The sequence below is a fragment of the Streptomyces sp. NPDC039480 genome (genome assembly GCF_055597165.1).
On sequence record NZ_JBVITX010000007.1, the window covers coordinates 350,154 to 371,910 of the forward strand.

Below are 21,757 nucleotides of genomic sequence, written 5' to 3' on the forward strand. Positions count from 1 at the left end.
AGGTCCGGGAGTGCTCAGGTCCGGGGTGCGCTCAGGTCCACCACGACGTCGTACACCCCCGCGTTCGGCGTGACCGGACGGCTGGTCCGCCGGGGCGCGGCATCCGTGGCGGACGTGAAGCCGGGGTCGGCGGTGGCCGCTTCCCACGCCTCCTGGCTCTCCCAGTGGGAGACGTTGACGAGCTGGAACCGGGTCTCCGTCGCGCGGGACCGGTGCATGCGGGAGTCGATGAAGCCGGGCTTGTCCCGCATGAGGCGGGCCCGCTCCTCCCACTTCGCCACGAAGGCGTCGACGTCCTCCGCCTCGATCTCGAAGACGTTGATGAAGGTGACGGAGGAGCCGGGAGTACGGTCGGTGCCGTCGTCCGGGCGGCTGTCTGTGATCATGTCGCGCAGCCTAGACAGGGCCTTCAACCAGCTGCCGGGCAAGCCTCGTTGGGTGCGGCAATCAGGACTCCACCGCCCCCGCCGCGATCAGCGCCGCCTCCGTCTCCGGATGCGGCCCCGAAGGGCTCTGGCGGGCCCAGCGCAGGGGCGTGCTCCCCGTGCCGTCGTCCTCGCGAAGGTTCGGGTCGGCGCCGTGTGCGAGAAGTTCGCGGACCGTGTCGGCGTGGCCCCAGGCGGCGGCCCCGCACAGCGGCGTGCCGTCGGTCAGGCCGCGGCTCTCCGTGTCGGGCCGGGCGCCCGCCCGCAGCAGGACCCGCACCGTGTCGGCCGCGCCGTGCACCGAGGCGGCGTACAGGGCCGTCGTGCCGTCGGCGTCGGGGAGTTCCGGATCGGCGCCGGCCCGCAGCAGGGAACGGACCGTGCCCGTCACCCCGAGCGTCGCGGCGAACACGAGCTCCCTGGTCAGCTTCTTCTGCCGGCGTCTCTTCACCCGGGCCAGGTTAATGAGCGCACAGGCATGGACCAACCGACTTTCCCCGGGGTAGGAAGAGTGCCCCGACACTCCCGGAGGGCTCCGTGCGCATCTCCGCGACGCTCCACATGACCGACAGGACGATCACGCCGGTACGCCTGGCCGGGGAACTGGAGCGGCGCGGCTTCGCCGGGCTCTACCTCCCCGAGCACACCCACATCCCGGTCCCGCGCGAAACCCCCTATCCGGGCGGTGAACTGCCGCCCGAGTGCGCCCGTATGCTCAGCTCCTTCATCGCCCTCGCCCAGGCCGCCGCCGTCACCGCACGCATCGCCCTCGGCACGAACATCGCCCTGGTCGCCCAGCACGACCCCATCGACCTCGCCAAGCAGATCGCGACCCTCGACCACCTCTCCGGCGGCCGCGTCACCCTGGGCATCGGCTACGGCTGGAACCGTGAGGAGGCCGAGGACCACGGTGTCCCGTGGCCGCGACGCCGGGAGTTCGTACGGGACCGGATGGCGGTGATGCGGGCGCTGTGGGCGGACCGTCCGAAGGCGTACGACAGCGAGTTCGGCGCCGTACGGGCGAGCGAGGTCCATCCGAAGCCGCGGCGGGTGCCCAGGAAGCGGCTCGCGAAGGGGCCGCTGTTCGGGCCGCGCACGCTCATCGGCGGGGCCGCGGGGCCCGGCCTGTTCGCGCACGTCGCGGAGTACGCGGACGGCTGGATGCCCGTCGGCGGCAGCGGTCTGCGCGAGGCGCTGCCCGTGCTGAGGTCGGCGTGGGCGGACGCGGGCCGCGGGGCCGACGACCTGTACGTGGCGGTGACGGCGGTCGAACCGGACCCGGGCAAGCTCGCGTACTACGAGGACCTCGGCGTGCACGAGGTGATCGTGCAGCTGCCGCCGGGCGGCGAGGCGGAGGTGTGCGCGGCCCTCGACCGGCTCGGACGGTACGTCACCCCCTGAGCCTTCGAGCCCGGAAGAGCAGCCTGGAAGAGCCCAGAGAGCCCAGAGAGCCAAGAGCCCAGTAGAGCCCAGAAGGGCCCGGAAGTACGGGGGCGTGGGCGGCGGTACCGGGCGGGGGTACGCGGGGCGGAAGTATCCGGCGGAGGCCGGTGTTCTCGCTCGTATGCTCGGAGACATGACCAACAGCGCACAGCCCCCCGGCCCCGGACGACCCACCGAGAACGCCATGCGGCGCGCGCTCAAGAGGGCCAGGGACGGCGTCGCGCTCGACGTGACGGAAGCCGCGGTCCTGCTCCAGGCGCGCGGCGCGGACCTCGACGACCTCACGGCGTCCGCGGCCCGGGTGCGGGACGCGGGGCTCGAAGCGGCGGGGCGGCCGGGCGTCATCACGTACTCGAAGAGCGTGTTCATCCCGCTCACCCGGCTCTGCCGCGACAAGTGCCACTACTGCACGTTCGCGACCGTGCCCGGCAAGCTCCGCCGGGACGGCCACGGCATGTTCATGTCCCCCGACGAAGTGCTCGACATCGCGCGGCGCGGCGCCGAACTCGGCTGCAAGGAAGCCCTCATCACCCTCGGCGACAAGCCCGAGGACCGCTGGCCCGAGGCCCGCGAGTGGCTGGAGGCGGAGGGGTACGACGACACCATCGCGTACGTCCGTGCCATCTCGATCCGCATCCTGGAGGAGACGGGTCTGCTTCCGCACCTCAACCCGGGCGTCATGACGTGGACGGACTTCCAGCGGCTCAAGCCCGTCGCGCCCAGCATGGGGATGATGCTGGAGACGACCTCCGAGCGGCTGTGGAGCGAGCCGGGGCAGCCGCACTACGGCTCCCCGGACAAGGAACCCGCCGTACGGCTGCGGGTCCTGGAGGACGCCGGCCGCTCGTCCGTGCCCTTCACCAGCGGGCTGCTCATCGGGATCGGCGAGACGTACGAGGAGCGCGCCGACTCGCTGTTCGCGCTGCGCCGCGTCGCCCGCTCGTACCACGGCGTCCAGGAGCTGATCATCCAGAACTTCCGCGCCAAGCCGGACACGGCGATGCGCGGCATGCCCGACGCGGAGATCGACGACCTGGTCGCCACGATCGCCGTCGCCCGCCACATCATGGGCCCGGCGGGGAATCTGCAGGCGCCGCCGAACCTCATCGCCGGTGAGTACGAGCGGCTGATCGGCGCCGGCATCGACGACTGGGGCGGGGTGTCGCCGGTCACCATCGACCACGTCAACCCCGAGAAGCCGTGGCCGCAGCTCGACGAGCTCGCCAAGCGGTCCCGGGCGGCGGGCTTCACGCTCGCCGAACGCCTCTGTGTCTACCCCGAGTTCGTGCAGCGCGGCGAGCCCTGGCTCGACCCGCGGCTCCTCCCTCACCTGCGGGCGCTCGCCGACCCCGAGACCGGCCTCGCCCGGCCCGACGCGGTCGTCGAGGGCCACCCCTGGCAGGAGCCCGACGAGGGGTACGTCGCCTCCTCAGGCCGCACCGACCTGCACCGCACCATCGACACGGACGGCCGCACCGCCGACCGGCGCGACGACTTCGACGAGGTGTACGGCGACTGGGAGGCCCTGCGCGAGCAAGCGGCGCCCGGCATGGTGCCGTCCCGCATCGACGGCGACGTCCGCGCGGCCCTCGCCACGGCCGCCGACGACCCCACGAAGCTCACCGACGACGAGGCGCTGGCGCTGCTGCACGCCGACGGGCCCGCGCTCGACGCGCTGTGCGGCATCGCGGACGACATCCGCAAGACGGTCAACGGCGACGACGTCACGTACATCGTCACCCGCAACATCAACTTCACCAACGTCTGTTACACCGGCTGCCGCTTCTGCGCCTTCGCGCAGCGCAGGACCGACGCGGACGCCTACACGCTCTCCCTGGACCAGGTCGCCGACCGGGCCGCGCAGGCCTGGGACGTCGGCGCCGTCGAGGTGTGCATGCAGGGCGGCATCCACCCCGACTTGCCCGGCACCGCGTACTTCGACATCGCGCGGGCGGTGAAGGAGCGCGTGCCCGGGATGCACGTGCACGCCTTCTCGCCGATGGAGGTCGTCAACGGCGCCACCCGCACCGGCCTCTCCATCCGTGAGTGGCTCACCGCCGCCAAGGAGGCGGGCCTCGGCTCCATCCCCGGGACGGCCGCCGAGATCCTCGACGACGAGGTGCGCTGGGTCCTCACCAAGGGCAAACTGCCGACGGCCACCTGGATCGAGGTCATCAAGACCGCGCACGAGCTGGGCCTCCGCTCCTCGTCCACGATGATGTACGGGCATGTGGACCAGCCCCGGCACTGGCTCGGCCACTTCCGGACGCTGGCCGCGATCCAGCAGGAGACCGGCGGCTTCACGGAGTTCGTGACGCTGCCCTTCATCCACACCAACGCGCCCGTCTATCTGGCGGGCATCGCCCGGCCGGGCCCGACCACCCGCGACAACCGCGCGGTGACGGCGATGGCGCGCGTCCTGCTCCACCCGCACATCCCCAACATCCAGACCAGCTGGGTGAAGCTGGGCCAGGAGGGCGCCGCCGAGATGCTCCGGTCCGGCGCGAACGACCTCGGCGGGACGCTGATGGAGGAAACCATCTCCCGTATGGCGGGCTCCAGTTACGGCTCGTACCGGTCCGTGGCGGACCTGGTGGCCATCGCGGAGGCGGCAGGCCGCCCCGCGAAGCCGCGCACGACGCTGTACGGGGAGGTCCCGGAGGAGCGGCAGCGCGCGGCACTGGCCTCGGACGGCCACCTGCCGGAGCTGCTGCCGGTGGCGGAGGGCTGAGGAGGGCGGGGCTGTCGCAAAGGGGCTGTCGCCTCTGGGGCCGCGCCGTGCCGGGCGCGCCCCGTAAGGGGCGCGGGGAACTGCGCGCTCAGCCCAAGAGGCGCCGCAGACGAAGACCCAGCCCGAGCGATCCCGCAAACGAGTCCTCAGCCCGAGCGACTCCGCAGACGAACACTTGGCCCGAGCGACCCCGAAGACGCCCCCTCAGCCAGGAAAGTCCTCGCCGAAGAACGTGCCCTTCCAGTTGATCTCCTCGTCGTCCGAGCCCCGCTCGGGCGCCCCGAGCGCCGCAGGACCGAAGGAGGCCACCCCCCGCACCGCGGGGCCGGCCGACGTGCCCGGGAGCACCCACACCGCCCCCGAGTCCGGATGGGCGCCGTCCTCGCCGGGCGCGCCCACCACCAGCTCGGGGCGCCGGTCGCCCGTCAGATCGGCGATGCGGAGCGCAGCGCCGAAGCGGTCGTCGCGCTCGCCGGTGCCGGGCATGCCGGGCGTGTCCTGGGTGTAGGAGCGCGCGCCCGCGCCGGTGAGGCCGGTGCGGGAGCCGTGCAGGAGCACCACGCGGCCCGCCGCGCCGTCCTCGCCGGGGACGCCGACCGCGACGTCCGCCCACCCGTCGCCGTCCACGTCGCCCGCGGCGAGGGCGGCGCCGAACTGGTCGCCGCTCAGGCCGGTGCCGGGGATGCCCGCGGTCTCCTGGTCGACGACGGTCGCCTTGCGCCCGGGGCCCGAAGGGGAGCCGTGCAGCACGCGGATCTCGCCCAGGTGGCTCACCGCGTCCTCCGAGACGGAACCGACTTCGCGGACGACGAGGTCGCCGAATCCGTCGCCGTTCACGTCGCCCACGGTGCCGATCCCGTTGTAGGTGTTCACGTCCTTCGGTTCGAGGGCGAGGCCCGCCGAGCGGCCCTGGAAGAAGTGGCCCCGGTACTGCATCTCCTCGAAGCCCTGGCCGGTGACGACGTCGTCGCGGCCGTCGCCGGTGAGGTCGCCGACCGTGATGGTGCGGGGCACCTCGCTGTCGCCCCAGTCGCCGCGCGGCTTCTCGCCCGTCCTGCGCGGTTCGCCCTCGCGGTCGAACGGGCCGTACCGGACGGTGAGGTCCGCCGCGAGCAGGTCGGCGTGGCCGTCCCCGTCGAAGTCGCCGCCCCGGACACCGGCCGCGGTCAGCGTGCCCGCGGTCCGCAGCCCGTCCCGCGAGCCCCACAGCACGGTGCGGCCGAGCGCGAGGTCCGTGAAGCCGTCGCTGTCGAGGTCCCGGGCCACGGCGTCCGTGCCGAAGTACTCCTCCCGCGCCGCCAGTTCGCCTGCCGGACCCTTCGTCGAGCGGTCGAAGACGTGGCGGCGGCGGACGTCGGGGCCCGTCGCGGAGCCGTACACGACGGAGACGGACCCCGCGCGCCGCACGCCCTCGACCGTGGAGAGCGGGGCGGGGACGACGAGGTCGGCGTAGCCGTCCGCGTCGAAGTCGGTGACGATCCGCTTGCCGCGCGCCTTCGCGGGCCCCTCGTCCTCGACCCCGGTCCCGGAGCCGAACACGACCGCGCCCGCGACCAGCGCCACGCACAGCGCCGCCGTCCACCAGGGCCACCAGCGACGGCGGCGCCGCGTACGCATCGTCACCGGCCTCCTCAGCGGGCCAGGTGCTCGCCGAACCGGACGCCCTTGTCGTCGGCGCCGATCGCCGCCGGGCCGAAGGACTTGACGCCCGTGACGGTCAGGCCGCCCGCGGCACCGCGCAGGTGCCAGACGGCGCCCGAGTCGGCGTACGCGCCGTCCTCCAGCGGAGCGGTCACGGTCAGGTCGGCCCTGCCGTCCTTGTTCGTGTCGGAGAGCAGGACCTGGCTGCCGAACTTGTCGCCCTTCTCGGCGGCGCCGGGCACACCCTCCGTGGACTGCTGGAAGGCCTGCGCGCCCGTGCCGGTGAGACCGGCGCGCGAGCCCTTGAGCAGCACGGAGCTGCCGGCGTCCGCGACCGCGTCGATGTCCTCGCCGGGGATGCCGACGGCGATGTCGGCGAAGCCGTCGCCGTTCGCGTCGCCCGCGCTGATGGAGGAGCCGAACTCGTCGCCGTCCTCACCGACGCCGGGGACGCCCGCGGTGTCCTGGGTGATCTTGGCGGTACGCGCCGAGGGCCCGTCAGCCGAGCCGTACCGGACGAGGACCGTGCCCTTCTGGTACGGCATGTCCTCGAAGTTGTCGCCGATGTCGCGGACGACGAGGTCGCCGTAGCCGTCCCCGTCGACGTCGGCGATCGCGCCGCCGAGCGAGGGCGCGAGCTTCTGCGAGGCGGTGGCCACCCCGTCCTTGCCGCCCTGCCAGAACTGGCTCTTGTACGCAGCCTCCTCGAATCCGTGGCTGGTGACGATGTCGTCGGCGCCGTCGCCCGTGAGGTCGCCCACGACGAAGTCGCCGGGGCCGAAGGTCTGGCTGGTGACGACCTGCTGGCTGCTCGCGGGCTTCCCGTCGCGCTCGAACGGGCCGTACGAGATGGTCATGCCCTGGTCGTCGTTGTCCATCGGGTCCTCGGGCTCCGGGTACTCGGCCGTGACCAGGTCCCGCTTGCCGTCGCCGTTGAAGTCGCCCGCGGTGACACGCGCGCCGTTCGAGGCCAGCTCGGTGCTGCCCTCGCCGGTGAGACCCTGGGCGGAGCCCCACAGGACGACGGACTTGTCGCCGCCGTTGACGACGAGGTCGGTGTAGCCGTCGCCGTCGAGGTCGGCGGCGGCCGTGTGGTTGCCGAACCGGTCGCCGTTCTCCGGGGTGCCGGGCACGCCGGGCGTGCCGCGGGTGATGGTCTTGGCGTGCGCGGTGTCGGGGCCCGCGGCCGAGCCGTAGACGACGGAGACCTGGCCGGGGGTGGCGCCGGAGGTGCCGCCCGGCGCGGATATGGCGAGGTCGGCGTATCCGTCGTGGTTGAAGTCGGTGACCGGGGTCTTGGGCGGTACGGGCGCGGCCGCGGCGGAACCCGCGGTGGCGAGGGCGATCGGGGCCGCGAGCGAGGCGACGGCCACGGCGGCGATGAGGGAGCGGCGCACTGGTCCTCCAGAGAGCGTGTGAATGGTCGGTGTGCGGTGTGCGGTGTGCGGTGGTGAGGTGCGGGTCAGCTGCCGAGCCGCAGGCCGAACCCGGCGTCCTTCTCGGGGTCGCCGAGCTTCACCGGGCTGAGGGTTCCGGCACCGGTGGTGGTCAGGCCGCTCGCGGAGCCGAAGAGGTTCCACAGGGCGCCCGAGTCGGCGTGGGTGCCGTCCTCGCCGGGTGCCGTGGCGGTCAGGTCGGCCTTGCCGTCCTTGTTCAGGTCGGTGAGGGCGACCTGGCGGCCGAAGTCGTCGCCCGACTCGGAGACGCCGGGAACTCCGGCGGTGGACTGGTTGTAGGCGACGGCGCCCTTGCCGGTCATGCCGCCGTCCGCCTTGGAGGCGCCCTTGAGGAGGACCACCGCGCCGGTGCCGGTGCTCGCGTCGAGGCTCTCGCCGGGGACGCCGACGGCGACCTCCGCCCTGCCGTCGCCGTTCACGTCGCCCGCGCTGAGGGAGGCGCCGAACGCGTCGTCGTTCTCGCTGGCGCCGGGGACGCCCGCGGTGGCCTGGGTGATGACCTTCTTGCGCGCGTCGGTCGGCCCGGTGGAGCTGCCGTACTGGATGGTGATGCTGCCCGGGTGGGTGTCGATGACCTCGGTGACGTCGCCGATGTCGCGGGTGATCAGGTCGCCGTACCCGTCGCCGTCGACGTCGCCGACGGTGCCGCTGTACGCGGTGCCGAGCGACTTGGCGGTGTGGCTGACGCCGCTCCTGCCGCCCTTCCAGAAGCGGGCGTTGTGGGTCATCTCCTCGAAGCCGTGCGTGGTGACGATGTCGTCGACGCCGTCGCCCGTCAGATCACCGGTGATGAAGGAGGCGAGGCCGGAGGGGCCGTCGTCCGTGGTGATGCTGTCCTTCTTGGCGGGCTTGCCGTCGCGGGTGAACGGCCCGTACTGGATGGTCATCCCGGAGACGTCGGGGTCGGTGCTCGGGTCGTCGTTGACGACGAGGTCGCGCTTGCCGTCGCCGTTGAAGTCGCCCGACGCGAACTCGGCGTTCCGGTACGGCAGGAGAGTGTCCTTGCCGGTCAGGCCGTCCTTGGAGCCCCACAGGACGGTCGCCTTGTTGCCGTTGTCGTCGCCGCCGGACACGAGCAGGTCGGTGTACGCGTCGCCGTCCAGGTCGGCGGGGACCATCTCGTAACCGAAGGCGTACGTGCCGGCGAGCTCGCCCGGGACGCCCGGCGTGGCCCGGCTGATGAGCTGGTGCTTCGCCGTGCCGGGTCCGGTGGCCGTGCCGTAGACGACGGAGATGTAGCCCGTCTTCGCGACGCCGTCGACGGTGCCGTGGGGCGCGGCGACCGCGAGGTCGGCGTACCCGTCGTGGTTGAAGTCGGTCGCCGGCGTGCGGGGCGGCTGCGGGGCGGCGACTGCGGTGCCGGAGGTGGCGGAGATCGCGAGCGGGGCGGCCAGCGCGGCGACGGCGATGGCGCTGATGAGTGTGCGGCGGGGCACGGGTCCTCCTGGGGCGAACGTCTGTGACACAACGGGAGACGGGCGTTCGAGAGAAGAGGTTGTACACCACAGGAACTCCGTTACGTGATCCGGACGTTCGGCGGATGACGGCCGCCGTTCACCTCGTGTCACGGGGGTGTGCGGGAGACTGGTCGCGGGCCGTGGAGTGCGGGAGGGGACCGGATGGCGCGGGCGAGGGTGTCGATGCAGGAGCTCATCCGCCGCAGACGGCGGGCGGGTTTCGTGGGGCGGCGCGAGGAGCTCCGGCTCTTCCGGGAGAACTTGGAACTGCCGCCGGAGGACGAGCGGCACCGCTTCCTCTTCCATGTGCACGGCCCGGCGGGCGTCGGCAAGACGTCACTCGTGCGCGAGCTGGGGCAACTGGCGACGGACCGGGGCGCTCTCGTCGCGTACATGGACGACGCGGCGCCGGACATCCCCGGGGCCCTGGCCGAGATCGCCGCGCAATTCGCCCAGCAGGGGCGGCGGTTGAAGTCCCTTGAGCGCGCCCTCGCCCACCAGCGGCAGCGGGCCCACGAGGCCGTCGTGGCCGCCGCCCGCGAACCGGCCGAGCCCGGCGTGCCGTCGGCGGGCGGCGCGGCGCTGGCGCGGGCGGGCGCCGTCGGGCTCGGCATGGTGCCGGTCGTGGGCGCCTTCGCCGGACTGGTCGACACGGACCGCGTCGGGCTCGGCGCGGACCGGCTGTGGGCCCGCCTCCGCAGCCAGGAGGACGCGCACCTGGTCCTGGAGCCGGAGCGCGCGCTGACCCCGGTGCTCCTGGAGGAACTGGCCGCCGCGGCGGACACCGCGCCCTGGCTCGTGCTGCTCTTCGACACGTACGAGCGGACGGCACCGTTCCTCGACCGCTGGCTGTACGACGTGATGACGACCGACCGGTACGGCGAACTCCCCGCCGAAGTAGTCGTGGTGACCGCCGGGCAGCGCCCCCTCGACCCCGACCGCTGGGACGGCGCAGCGGACTTCGCCGCCGAGCTCCCGCTGCGGCCCTTCACGGAGACCGAGGCGCGCGGCCTGCTCGCCGCCAGGGGCGTCACCGACGAACCGGTCGTCGCCGAGGTCCTGCGGCTCTCGGGACGGCTCCCCGTGCTCGTCTCCACGCTCGCGGGGACCGGCCCCGCGGCGCCCGCCGACGTCGGCGACCCGAGCGCCACCGCCGTGGAGCGCTTCCTGCGGTGGGAGCCCGACCCGGTGCGGCGCGCGGCGGCCCTGGACTGCGCGCTGCCCCGGCGCCTCGACGAGGAGATCGTGCGGGCCGCGGCGCACCGGGGCGACGACGACCCCGCCGAGCTGTACGGCTGGCTGCGCACCCTGCCGTTCGTGCGGGCCGACCGCCGGGGCACCGCCCGCTACCACGACGTCGTACGCGCCCCGATGCTGCGCCTGCGCCGCAACACCGCGCCCGAGCTGTGGAGCGCGGGCCACACCCGGCTCGCCGAGCTGTACGGGCGGCGGCGCGCCCTACTGGAGGAGGAGCTGCGGGGCGCGCCGGGCCGGCCGTGGATGCGCCCGGAGTGGCGTGCGCTGCGCGTCGAGGAGCTGTACCACTCGCTGTGCGCGGGACCGCGCGCCGCGCTGCCCGGCGCGCTGCGCGAGGGGATCGATGCCTGCCGCGTGGACACGGCGGTGGCCCGCGAGTGGGCGCGGGCGGTGGCGGACGCCGCCGAGGACACGGACGCCGAACAGCTGCGGTCCTGGTCCGACGAGTGCCGGACGGCCCTCGCCGACGAACGGCTCGGCGCGCTGCGGGTCCTCGAGCTCTTCCTCTCGCGCGCCGGGCTCGACGACGCGGGCCGCGTCGCCGCGTACAACGCGCACGGTCTGCGGCTCTTCCTCCTCGGCCGGCTGCGCGAGGCGATCGTCGACCACGAGCGTGCCGTCGCCCTCGACCCCGCCGACCCGTGGGGCCACCACGGCCTCGCGGTCACCTACCGCGCCCTCGGCGAGTACGAGACGGCGCTGCACCACCTGGCCGCGGCCGACGAGGTGGTGCCGGGCGCGGAGTGGGTGGCACGGGACCGCGGGGAGACGTACCGCCGCATGGGCCGCCCCGATGAGGCCCTGCCCTGGCTGGACCGCGCGCACGAGATCGACCCCCGCGAGCCGGTGACCCTGGGCAGCCGCGGCCAGGTCAAGTTCGTGCTCGGCCGCCCCCGCGAGGCCCTCGACGACCTGGACCGGGCGATCGACCTGTGGCCCGACTACCCCTGGGCGCTGGCCCGCAGAGCCCGCGTCAGACAGTCCGTCGGCGACCTGGCGGGCGCCTTCGCCGACCTCGACCGCGTCCACGAACTGGCCCCGGACGCCCCCGGCAGCCACGGTGACCGGGGCGACATCCTGCGCTTCGCGGGCCGCCACGAGGAAGCCGTCGCCGCCTACGACACGGCACTCGCCCTCGACCCGGGCTACGCGTGGGCGTGGGGCAGCAGGGCCCTGTCCCTGGAGGCACTCGGCCGCACGGACGCGGCACTCGCCTCCCTCGACGAGGCGCTGCGGATCGACCCCGAGTACGGGTGGGCGCGGGAGCAGAAGGAGCGGATTCTGCGGACGGACGCGGGCTGACGGGGGAGACTGGCAGGGGTACACGACCGTGCGGAACGGGGGGATTCCGATGGCGTCGGGCGACGCGGACGAGCCGTCCATGCAGGAGCTGATACGCCGCAGGGGGCGGACCGGGTTCATCGGGCGCCGCGGTGAACTCGCGGCGTTCCGGGAGAACTTCGACGTGCCGCCCGCCGACCTGCGCCACCGCTTCCTCTTCCACGTCCACGGCAACGCGGGCGTCGGCAAGACGTCCCTGGTCCACGAGCTGGCGCAGCTCTCCCGCGAGCGCGGCGCCCTGACCGCGTACGTCGACGAGCGGGTGAGCAGCGTCCCCGAGGCGATGGCCGCGATCAGCGCCGAGTTCGCCCGCCAGGGCCGCCGGTCGAAGGACCTCGACCAGCTGCTCACCACCCACCGCGAGCGCCGCCACGAAGCGGACTCGATGCCGGTCGCGCCCCCGCCCGCACCCGGTGAGGCCCCGGCGCCGCCCGCGCCCTCCGCGGCCGGCCTGACGGCGGCCCGCGCGAGCCTCGTCGGGCTCGGCATGGTGCCCGGCGTCGGCGCCCTCGCGGGGGCGGTCGACCCGGCGCAGCTCGTGCAGGGCGCGGACCGGCTGCGGGCCGGCCTCAGCGCCCGCTTCCGCAACCAGGAGGACGTCCAGCTGGTCCTCTCCCCGGAGCGCGTCCTCACCCCGGTCCTCCTGAAGGAGCTGGCGCAGGCCGCGAAGTCGGTGCCGTGGATCGTCCTGTTCTTCGACACGTACGAACGGACGGCGCCGTTCCTGGACAGCTGGCTGCACGAGGTGATGACGACGGAGCGGCACGGCGCGCTGCCCGCCAAGGTCGTCGTGGTCACCGCGGGCCAGCAGCCGTTCGACACCGCACGCTGGGGCGGCTACGCGGACTACATGGCGGACGTCCCGCTCGGCCCCTTCACCGAAGAGGAGTCCCGCGGGCTCCTCGCGGGCAAGGGCGTGGTCGCGGAACCGGTCGTCGAAGAGGTCCTGCGGCTCTCCGGCGGCCTCCCCGTGCTCGTCTCCACCCTCGCCGAGAACCGCCCCGCCGACCCGGACGACGTGGGCGACCCGAGCGCGACGGCCGTGGAGCGCTTCCTGAAGTGGGAGCAGGACCCGGTGCGCCGCGCCTCCGCCCTGGCGTGCGCGCTGCCGAGGCGGCTCGACGCGGACGTGGTCGCGGCGGCGGTCGACGGCGTGTGCGCGGCGGCGGACGTGCCGGGCGTCTTCGCCTGGCTGCGGAGCCTGCCGTTCGTGAGCGACCGGGGCGACCGGCTCCAGTACCACGACGTGGTGCGCGCACCGATGCTGCGCCTGCAGCGGCACCGGTCGCCGCGCGGCTGGGCCGAGCTGCACGGCCTGCTCGCACAGGCGTACGCGGGCTGGCGCGCGGAGGCCGAGCCCGGCCCCACGCCGTACGAGTGCTGGGGCGACGAGCAGTGGCGCGAGCTGCGGCTCGCGGAGTCGTACCACCTGCTGTGCGGGTCGCCCCGCAGCGCGCTCCCGGTCGTCCTGCGGGACGTCGTCGACGCGTGCGACGCGGACACGGCGGTGGCCCGGCGGTGGGCGCAGCTGCTCGTGGACGCGGGGGAGGACACGGAGTCCGCGCCGGTCCGGGCGTGGGGCCGCGACCTGCTGCGGGCGCTGGCGGACGGCGGGGGCCCCGCCGCCCTGCAACTCCTCATCGAGCGCGCGGGGTTCGACGCCCGGGACGAGGCGTTCGCACGGCTGGTCCGGGGCCGTGACCTGCGGGAGAGCGGCGCGCACGCGGAGGCGATCGCCGAGTACGACCGGGCCGTCGCGCTGGATCCCGAACAGGAGCGGGCCTACCACGGCAGAGGTGTCACGTACTCGTACATGGACGACGAGGAGACCGCCCTCGTCGATCTCGACCGTGCGGTGGAGCTCGCGCCGCAGGACGCCAGGAACCACGCGATGCGGGGCGAGGTCCTCCGTGTCCTGGGCCGCTTCGAAGAGGCCGCCGAGGCCCTGGACCGCGCGCTGGAGCTCGACCCGTCGGACGCGGAGGCGGTGGGCAGCCGGGGCATCGTCCGCTACGCGCTCGGGCGGGACGAGGAGGCCCTGGCCGACCTCGACCGCGCCCTGCGGCTCGTGCCGGACTACACGTGGGCGCTGGTCTTCCGGTCCGCCGTGCGGGCCGGCCGCGACGAGTACGAGCAGGCCCTCGCGGACTGCGACCGCGCGGTCGAACAGACCCCCGAGTCCAGTTGGGTCGTGCGGAACCGGGCCGACGTCCTGCGCAGGATGGGCCGCCGGCAGGACTCCCTGACCGACTACGACAGGGCGATCGAACTCGACGCCGAGAACTGGTCGGCGTACGGCGGCCGCGGCGCGTCCAGATATCACCTGGGACAACTCCCCGAGGCGCTCGCCGACCTGGACACGGCCGTGGAGCACGACCCGGACTACGCCTGGGCGCGGGCCCGCCGCGGCATGCTGCTGCACGACATGGGGGAGTACGAGCGGGCCCTCGCGGACGAGGACCGGGCGGTCGAACTGTCCCCCGACTCCGACTGGATGCACTACCGCCGCGCCGAGACGCTCTTCGCCCTGGAGCGGTACGAACAGGCCCTCGCCGCTCTGGACCGCGCGCTCGAACTCGACCCCGTGTACACGGCGGCGCTCTGCAGCCGGGGCGACACCCTGCACCGGCTGCGCCGTTACGACGAGGCGTTCACCGACCACGACCGGGCCGTCGAGCTGAAACCCGACGCCACCTGGGCCCTGTACTCCCGCATCAGGCTCGCGCTGGCCACCGGCAGGACCGACCGGGCCCTGGCCGACCTCGCCGCCTACACCGAGCACGGCGGGGACGCGACGTGGGCCCGCCTGCGGACCGCCGAACTGCACCTGTGGCTGGGGGACGTGGCCGGGGCGCTCGCCGCGCTGCCGCCGGAGGCGGTGAGCCGGGGGACGAGCGGGGAGCCGGGCGAAGACGACGGCGCGGAGGAGCTGGCGCAGGTGTACTGCCGGGCGGGGCTGTGGGCGCCCGCCCGCGCGGCCGCGCGGCGCCTGTGCGCGGACGACGACGAGGTCGGCACGGTGCTGCTCGCCGTCGTGGAGACCTGCGCCGGGGACACGGCCGCCGCCGGGCCCCTGTGGCACAGGTTCGCCGAACTGCTCGAGACCGCGGCCGCCAACCCGGCCTGGCGCGACTACGGACACGCCCTGGCCGCGCTGGCCGGGGGCGACTGGGCCACGGCGGACGCCCGCCTCGCCCGCGTCCTCGGCCCGGTCCTGCCGGAGCTGGAGTGGGACGACCTGGCCGAGATGGTCTCCCACCTGACGAATCTCTCCCTCTCCCCGGCCGTCGACCGCACCCGCCTCGCACCCCGCCTCGCCCGCCTCACCGCGGCGCGGGACGCCTTCCGCGCACGCCACGCGGAACCCGTCGGGACCGGGCCCGTCGGCGCCGGTGACCTCAGGGTTTCGTAGCGGCTGCGAAGCTCGCGTGAACGTCGCTCAAAAGCGACCTCAAGGGCGACTCCGCGCATACCACTTGGTGCCTGAAGCGACCGTTCCTGTTCGATTACAGTGCTGCGCAGTCGCCACCGGTCGAGGCGCGACGCTCGAGGCGCGACGAGGGACGTCACCGCACGTCACCGCAGGGAGGGAGACCCGCGTGGGTACCGCAGCAGCCACCGGTGTCTGGGGCCGCGCCGAGCAGCAGGACTTCCGCAGCCGGGTGCGCGGCACGCTCCTCGGAGCCGCCGTCGGCGACGCCCTGGGCGCGCCCGTCGACGGCCTCTCCCTCGACGCGATCCGCGAGGCGCACGGCGCCGAGGGGCTCACCGAGCCCGCCCCCGCGTACGGCCGCCGCGGTGCCGTCACCGCGGCCACCCAGCTCACCCTCTTCACCGTCGACGGGCTCATACGCGCCCAAGTGCGGCGCGACACCGGCGCCTGGCACCCGCCGACCGACCTGCACCGCGCCTACCGCCGCTGGGCCGCCACCCAGAGCGACTGGGGCCCGGACGAACGGCGCAAGGAGGACGGCTGGCTGGCCCGCGAGGAGTGGCTGTACTCGCGGCGCGACCCGTCCCGCGCCTGCCTCGTCGGACTCGGCGACGCGACCATGGGCACCCTCGACGCCCCCAAGAATCCCGGGGAGCGCGGCGCCGAGGCCGCCGTCAGATCCGCGCCCATCGGCCTCCTCGTCGGCTGGGAGCCCCAGCTCGTGCTGCAGCTCGCCGTCGAGGGCGCCGCCCAGACGCACGGCCATCCCACCGCCTACCTCGCGGCGGGCGCCCACACCGTCATCGTGCACGGGCTCGCCCGCGGGGAGTCCCTCGACGGAGCGATCCAGCGGTGTCTCGCGCTCCTCGCCACCCGCCCGGGGCACCAGCCCGTCACGGACGGGCTCCGGCACGCGCTGGGCGCCGTGCGGCAGGGCATGCCGACGCCTGCGCGCGTGACGGAGCTGCTGGCGGACGGCACGGCCGAAGGGGTGCTGGCCGGCGCCGTGTACTGCGCCCTGGTCGGCGAGGACATCCGGCACGGGCTGCGGCTCGCCGTGAACCACGGGGGTCCTTCGGCGGCCTGCGGAGCGCTGTGCGGGGCGCTGCTCGGCGCGCTGCACGGGGAGACCGCGCTGCCGCCGGGGTGGCTCACGGAGCTGGAGGGCCGGCCCACGGTCCTGGAGCTGGCGGACGACTTCGCGATGGAGATGACCCAGGGGCCCGCGCTGCACGGGCCCGCGCTCTCGTCGCCGGGCTGGCTGGCGCGCTATCCGAGGGCGTGACAGGCCCTAGTCGGTGGCGGACGCCGCCTTGAACGTGCGGCTCAGCAGGTCGTGGAGGGTGGCGCGCTCGGCGTCGTCCAGCGCGTCCAGGCCGGCCGCCGTGGCGTGCATGTTGGCGCGGATCGCGTCGACGGCCCGCTCGCCCTCGGGGGTCAGGACCACGTTCTTCACACGGCGGTCCGTGGGGCTCGGCTCCCGGTGGACCAGGCCGCGCTTCTCCAGGCGGTCGATGATCCCCGTCACGTTCGACGCGTCGCAGGACAGCGTCCGGGCGAGCTCCCGCATCGCGGCGGGCCGCCGGCGCAGCACGCTCAGCGTCTTGCCCTGGCTCGCGGTGAGGTTCTCCCGCGCCGCCGCCTCCGTGAAGTCTCCGTAATAGGCACCGAGGGAGACCGCAAGCAGCTCCATGAGCTGGGCCGTGTCGACGCGGGGAGTTCCAGACATGTGAGCCACCTTACGCCATGAAACTTGACGATCTCAAATATTGAGGCTTACCTTCTTAAACGTTACTTGACGTACTCAAGTATCGAGATTCTTAAGTAGTCGAGCAGCCGGCCGGGCCCCTGGCCGAGCAGTCGGAGAGAAGAAGTCACCGTGTCCCACGCACAGCACGCGGCCCCGCCGAAACCCACCGGGCAGACCGCCCTCGTCCTGGTGCTCGGCCTCGCCGCCATGGTCGTCTCGATGATGCAGACGCTGGTCGTCCCGATCCTGTCGATCATCCAGAACGACCTGGACGCCACCACGTCCGGCGTCAGCTGGGTGACCACCGCCACCCTGCTCTCCGCCGCCGTCTTCACCCCGCTGCTCGGCCGCTTCGGTGACCAGCACGGCAAGAAGCCGACGCTCGTCGGCGTCCTCCTCGTGATGATCGCGGGCTCCGTGCTCGCCGCCACCACGACCTCCCTGACCTGGCTCATCGTCGGCCGGATCATGCAGGGCGCCGCCACCGCGATCTTCCCGCTCGCGCTCTCCGTGCTCCGCGAGGAGGTCAGGCCGGCCAAGCTGCCCGGCGCCATGGCGCTGGTCAGCGGCACCCTCGCGTTCGGCAGCGGTCTCGCCCTGGTGGGCGCCGGGCTGCTGACCCAGGGCTCCGACCCCGACTACCACCGTGTGTTCTGGCTCGCGGTCGTACTCGCCGTCATGGCGCTCATCGGCGTGGTGACCGTCGTCCCCACCTCACGCTCGAAGACCGGCGGCCGCACCGACTGGCTGGGCGCGGGCACGCTGGCGCTGCTGCTCGTCCTGCTCCTCCTGCCGATCTCGCAGGGCCACGAGTGGGGCTGGACCTCCGGCCGCACGCTCGGCGCGTTCGCGGGCGCGGTCGTCATGGCCGGCGTGTGGGTCCTGACCGAGCTGAAGGTCAAGGAGCCGATGGTCGACATGAAGATGTTCGCCCACCGCCCGGTCCTCTTCACCAACCTCGCCGGACTGCTGCTCGGCTTCGCGATGTTCGCCCAGTTCATCGGCGTCTCGTACCTCGTCCAGATGCCCGAGGAGCTGGCCGGGTACGGGTTCGGCGCCTCGGTGCTCGACGCCTCCGTCGTCTACCTCCTGCCGACCACGATCGTCTCGCTCGTCGCCGCGCAGTTCGGCGGCGTCCTGGTCCGCCGCATCGGGGCCCGCGTCACGCTCGCCGTCGGCGCAGCGTTCGGCGTGGCCGGCTTCGCCTGGCTGACCCTGGCGCACGGCACCAGTGCCTCCGTCATCGGCGCGGGCATGGTCATCGGCCTGGCCATCAGCTTCGGTTACGCCTCGATGCCCGCGCTCATCGTGGCCAGCGTGCCGGCCCACCAGACGGGCATCGCCAACGGCATCAACTCCATCTCCCGCTCGGTGGGCAGTGCCATCGCCAGCGCGATGATCACGTCGCTGCTCGCGTCGAAGACCATCGCGCTGCCGGCCGGGATGCCCGCGCTCCCCCAGGAGAGCCAGTTCACCCTGAGCTTCGCCATCGCCGGCGCGGCGTTCGTCCTGGTAGTCGCAGTAGCCCTGGCCGGCCTCACCCCCCACCACGCCCCCCGCCTGCGCAAACTCGCAGAATCCACCCCTCCGACCCCGGCGGCGGCACCGGAACGCGCCGGGGTCTGAGCGCCCCTTAAGGGGCGCGGGGAACGGCGCGAGCAACCACACGAAAAGCCGCAGTCGCGTCTGCCGGGATCGCCCGCAGCGGCGGCTGCGGCTTGTCGTTTGGCTGGCCGCGCAGTTCCCCGCGCCCCTAAAGGGCGCCCCCTGCGCGGGCGGCGCTGGAACGCCCCGGGTCGGAGTGCTCCCTCAGGGGCGCGGGGAACTGCGCGAGCAACCACAGCGGAGCCGCGGTCGCGTCTGCCGGGATCGCCTGCAGCGGCGGCTGCGGCTTGTCGTTTGGCTGGCCGCGCAGTTCCCCGCGCCCCTAAAGGGCGCCCCCTGCGCGGGCGGCGCTGAAACGTGCCGGGTCGGAGTTCTCCCTCAGGGGCGCGGGGAACTGCGCGAGCAACCACAGAAGAGCCGCGGTCGCGTCTGCCGGGGTCTCCTGCAGCGGCGGCTGCGGCTTGTCGTTTGGCTGGCCGCGCAGTTCCCCGCGCCCCTGACGGGGCGCCCCTGCGCGGGCGGGTGTCAGTCCTTGGACGGTGCCGTCACGGCACCGTCCCGCGGCTCCGCGGGGGTGGGTACGGCGGCCGCTCCCGGCGAACCGCCGTCGCCGTCCGTGTTGATGCGCTCGATGAGCGCATCCCGCTCCGGCGTGTCCTCCGGCTTGATGTAGCCGATGAGGATGTACAGGACCAGGGACACCGCCAAGGGGATGGACACCTGGTACTGGAGCGGCACACCGCCCTCGATGTTCCAGCTGATCGGGTAGTTGACCAGCCAGAAGGCGAGCAGGCCAAGAGACCAGCTCGTGAGCGCCGCCGTCGGCCCGGAGCGGCGGAACGGCCGCAAAAGCCCCAGCATCATCGGGATCGCCATCGGCCCCATCAGCCCGGCGACCCACTTGATCACAACCGTGATGATGTCCCCGAACGCGGGCGAATTGACCTGCGTGGCCGCCGCCATGGACAACCCGAGGAACACCACCGTCGTGACCCGCGCCGCGATCAGCCCGGAACGCTCGGTCCAGGCGCGCGCCCTCGCCGACACCACCGGCGCGCAGTCCCGCGTGAACACCGCCGCGATGGCGTTGGCGTCGGACGAGCACATGGCCATGGTGTGGGAGAAGAACCCGACGATGACCAGCCCCAACAGCCCGTGCGGCAGCAGCTGTTCCGTCATCAGCCCGTAGGAGTCCGAGCCGTCGGCCTTCTCCGACTCCACCAGGAGCGGCGACATCCACATGGGGAAGAACAGCACCACGGGCCAGACCAGCCACAGGATCGCCGAGAGCTTGGCCGAGCGCGCCGCCTCCTTCGCGTTGGCGGTCGCCATGTAGCGCTGCGCCTGGTTCAGCATGCCGCCGTTGTACTCGAAGAGCTTGATGAAGAGGAACGCGAGCAGGAAGACCGTCCCGTACGGCCCGACGAGCGGCTTCTCGTGGCCCTGCAGCGCCGGCTCGTCCCACGCGCCGAAGAAGCCGATGCCCATGTCGTTGAGCTCCATCACCACGGCGACGAACATCGCGATGCCGGCCAGGAGCTGGATCACGAACTGGCCCAGCTCGGTGAGCGCGTCGGCCCACAGCCCGCCGATGGTGCAGTAGATCGCCGTGATGACACCGGTGATGAGGATGCCCTGGTTGAGGGAGACACCGGTGAAGACGGAGAGCAGCGTCGCGATGGCGGCCCACTTCGCACCCACATCCACGATCTTCAGCAGCATGCCGGACCAGGCCAGCGCCTGCTGAGTCTTGAGGTCGTAACGGTTCTTCAGATACTCCAGCGGGGAGGCGACGTGCAGCCGTGAGCGCAGCCGGTTGATGCGGGGAGCGAAGAGCCGCGCGCCGATGGCGATGCCGAGCGCGATCGGGAACGACCAGGTGACGAAGGACGTCACGCCGTAGGTGTACGCGATGCCCGCGTACCCGGTGAACATCACCGCGCTGTATCCGGACATGTGGTGCGAGATGCCCGACAGCCACCACGGCATCTTGCCGCCGGCGGTGAAGAAGTCACTGACGTTGTCGACCCGCTTGTGGGACCACACGCCGATCGCGACCATCACACCGAAGTAGCCGATCAGCACGGCCCAGTCGAGACTGTTCATATGGCCCTCCAGGGGTCCGCCTGGTGAACGGGCCGACGCCGACGAGAGCGGCCCAGAAGTGCCCGCTCATCGTGGGTTCGGGGGCACGGTGGCGACAACGGTGCGGAAGGTCAAGGGGAAGTAAAATCGTTCGGTTAGCTGATCCTCGTTCATGTATGTGTAAAGAGCGAGGCGCGGGGCATGCGAAAAGGGGCCCCCTTAAGGGGCCCCTTCAAGGGGCGCGGGGAACGGCGCGACCAGCCCGAGCGGACCCGCAGGCAAAGAGCCCTACCGCATGATCTCCCCCGCATTGACCAACAGCGACTGCCCCGTAATGGCCCGAGCCCGATCAGACGCAAGAAAGACCACCGCATCCGCGACATCCCCGTCCGTCGCCAGATCCGGCAGCGCCATCCGGGAGACGAGCCGCCCCCGGACCTCCGCCTCGGAGACCCCCTCGCTCTGCGAGGCGAACCGCACGTACGCCTCCACCGGCGGCCCCCACATCCACCCCGGCAGCACCGTGTTGACCCGGATCCGGTCCGGGCCCACCTCCTGCGCCAGCGAGTACATCGCCGAGGTCAGCGCCCCCTTGGACGCCGCGTACGCGGCCTGCCGCACCTGCGTGGGCGCCGCGATCGCCGACTGCGTGCCGATGACGACCACCGAACCGCCCCGCCGCTCCCTCAGGGCGGGCAGGCACGCGCGCGTCATGCGCAGGGTGCCCAGCAGATTGACGTCGAGGACCTGGTGCCAGGTGGCGAAGTCCGCGTCCTCCAGGCCGCCGAAGTGGCTGTCCCAGGCGGCGACATGGACCACCGCGTCGATCCCGCCGAACCGGTCACGGGCCAGCGCCGCGAGCGCCTCGCACTGCCGCTCGTCGGTGATGTCCGTCGCCCGGTACGCGGTGTGCGCGCCCTCCGGGTCGATCTCGGCGGCGCACTTGGCGAGGTTCGCCTCCGTGCGCGCCCCGAGCACGGCGTTGCCGCCGTCGCGCACGACGGCCGCCGCGACCTGGTGGCCGAGCCCGGCGCCGACGCCCGAGACGACGGCGGTCTTCCCTTCGAGGAGCGACGACGGCATGGGGCGCCTCCCGGCTCTGGCAGTTTTACTGACGGGGCGTCAGAGTAGG

14 protein-coding genes are annotated in these 21,757 nt (G+C 73.3%); 6 read left to right on the top strand and 8 right to left on the bottom strand.

The window, feature by feature from the left end; all coding sequences use genetic code 11:
• Positions 1-14: 14 nt before the first annotated feature.
• Both ACZ56E_RS23560 and ACZ56E_RS23565 read right to left on the bottom strand, forming a co-directional pair.
• Positions 15-386 (bottom strand): antibiotic biosynthesis monooxygenase family protein, encoded by a 372-nt coding sequence (locus tag ACZ56E_RS23560; protein ID WP_471217003.1) that lies wholly within the window; start codon positions 384-386, stop codon positions 15-17.
• Between the two features lie 61 nt (positions 387-447).
• Positions 448-876 (bottom strand): ankyrin repeat domain-containing protein, encoded by a 429-nt coding sequence (locus ACZ56E_RS23565; RefSeq protein WP_471217005.1) that lies wholly within the window; start codon positions 874-876, stop codon positions 448-450.
• A gap of 86 nt (positions 877-962) precedes the next feature.
• Between ACZ56E_RS23565 and ACZ56E_RS23570 the strand changes: the two genes are divergently transcribed.
• Together ACZ56E_RS23570 and ACZ56E_RS23575 are read left to right on the top strand one after the other, a co-directional pair.
• Positions 963-1,826 (top strand): TIGR03619 family F420-dependent LLM class oxidoreductase, encoded by an 864-nt coding sequence (locus ACZ56E_RS23570; protein WP_471217007.1) that lies wholly within the window; start codon positions 963-965, stop codon positions 1,824-1,826.
• Between the two features lie 175 nt (positions 1,827-2,001).
• On the top strand, positions 2,002-4,599 hold the full coding sequence (locus tag ACZ56E_RS23575) for a bifunctional FO biosynthesis protein CofGH (protein WP_471217009.1): 2,598 nt from the start codon (positions 2,002-2,004) through the stop codon (positions 4,597-4,599).
• A gap of 204 nt (positions 4,600-4,803) precedes the next feature.
• Here the strand turns inward: ACZ56E_RS23575 and ACZ56E_RS23580 are convergent, their stop codons facing one another.
• The 3 genes from ACZ56E_RS23580 to ACZ56E_RS23590 all read right to left on the bottom strand — a co-directional run bounded on the left by ACZ56E_RS23580 (position 4,804) and on the right by ACZ56E_RS23590 (position 9,133).
• Complete coding sequence (locus tag ACZ56E_RS23580; RefSeq protein ID WP_471217220.1) at positions 4,804-6,216, bottom strand: FG-GAP and VCBS repeat-containing protein; 1,413 nt, start codon at positions 6,214-6,216, stop codon at positions 4,804-4,806.
• A gap of 14 nt (positions 6,217-6,230) precedes the next feature.
• Entirely contained in the window at positions 6,231-7,637 is a 1,407-nt protein-coding gene (locus tag ACZ56E_RS23585; protein WP_471217011.1) for an FG-GAP-like repeat-containing protein, read from the bottom strand.
• A 65-nt stretch (positions 7,638-7,702) separates the two neighbouring features.
• A complete protein-coding gene (locus ACZ56E_RS23590; RefSeq protein ID WP_471217012.1) occupies positions 7,703-9,133 on the bottom strand; it encodes a hypothetical protein in 1,431 nt (476 codons plus the stop codon).
• A gap of 183 nt (positions 9,134-9,316) precedes the next feature.
• Here ACZ56E_RS23590 and ACZ56E_RS23595 point away from each other — a divergent pair, with 183 nt between their 5' ends.
• From ACZ56E_RS23595 to ACZ56E_RS23605, 3 genes are all read left to right on the top strand, one after another.
• Positions 9,317-11,713 carry a tetratricopeptide repeat protein gene (locus ACZ56E_RS23595; RefSeq protein ID WP_471217014.1) on the top strand — a complete coding sequence of 799 codons (2,397 nt, stop codon included), beginning with the start codon at positions 9,317-9,319 and terminating at the stop codon, positions 11,711-11,713.
• A gap of 49 nt (positions 11,714-11,762) precedes the next feature.
• Positions 11,763-15,164 carry a tetratricopeptide repeat protein gene (locus ACZ56E_RS23600; RefSeq protein WP_471217016.1) on the top strand — a complete coding sequence of 1,134 codons (3,402 nt, stop codon included), beginning with the start codon at positions 11,763-11,765 and terminating at the stop codon, positions 15,162-15,164.
• 187 nt (positions 15,165-15,351) lie between these two features.
• Entirely contained in the window at positions 15,352-16,470 is a 1,119-nt protein-coding gene (locus ACZ56E_RS23605; protein WP_468610427.1) for an ADP-ribosylglycohydrolase family protein, read from the top strand.
• 6 nt (positions 16,471-16,476) lie between these two features.
• On the opposite strand, the gene ACZ56E_RS23610 is transcribed toward ACZ56E_RS23605, so the two are convergent.
• Positions 16,477-16,914 carry a MarR family winged helix-turn-helix transcriptional regulator gene (locus tag ACZ56E_RS23610; RefSeq protein WP_471217019.1) on the bottom strand — a complete coding sequence of 146 codons (438 nt, stop codon included), beginning with the start codon at positions 16,912-16,914 and terminating at the stop codon, positions 16,477-16,479.
• Between the two features lie 150 nt (positions 16,915-17,064).
• Between ACZ56E_RS23610 and ACZ56E_RS23615 the strand changes: the two genes are divergently transcribed.
• The gene (locus ACZ56E_RS23615) at positions 17,065-18,561 is read left to right on the top strand and encodes an MFS transporter (protein ID WP_471217021.1); all 1,497 of its coding nucleotides are present in this window, start codon (positions 17,065-17,067) and stop codon (positions 18,559-18,561) included.
• A 504-nt stretch (positions 18,562-19,065) separates the two neighbouring features.
• On the opposite strand, the gene ACZ56E_RS23620 is transcribed toward ACZ56E_RS23615, so the two are convergent.
• Positions 19,066-20,646, bottom strand: a complete 1,581-nt coding sequence (locus ACZ56E_RS23620; RefSeq protein ID WP_471217023.1) for a sodium:solute symporter family protein — start codon at positions 20,644-20,646, stop codon at positions 19,066-19,068.
• A 267-nt stretch (positions 20,647-20,913) separates the two neighbouring features.
• The gene (locus ACZ56E_RS23625; RefSeq protein WP_471217025.1) at positions 20,914-21,708 is read right to left on the bottom strand and encodes an SDR family oxidoreductase; all 795 of its coding nucleotides are present in this window, start codon (positions 21,706-21,708) and stop codon (positions 20,914-20,916) included.
• Positions 21,709-21,757 lie beyond the last annotated feature (49 nt).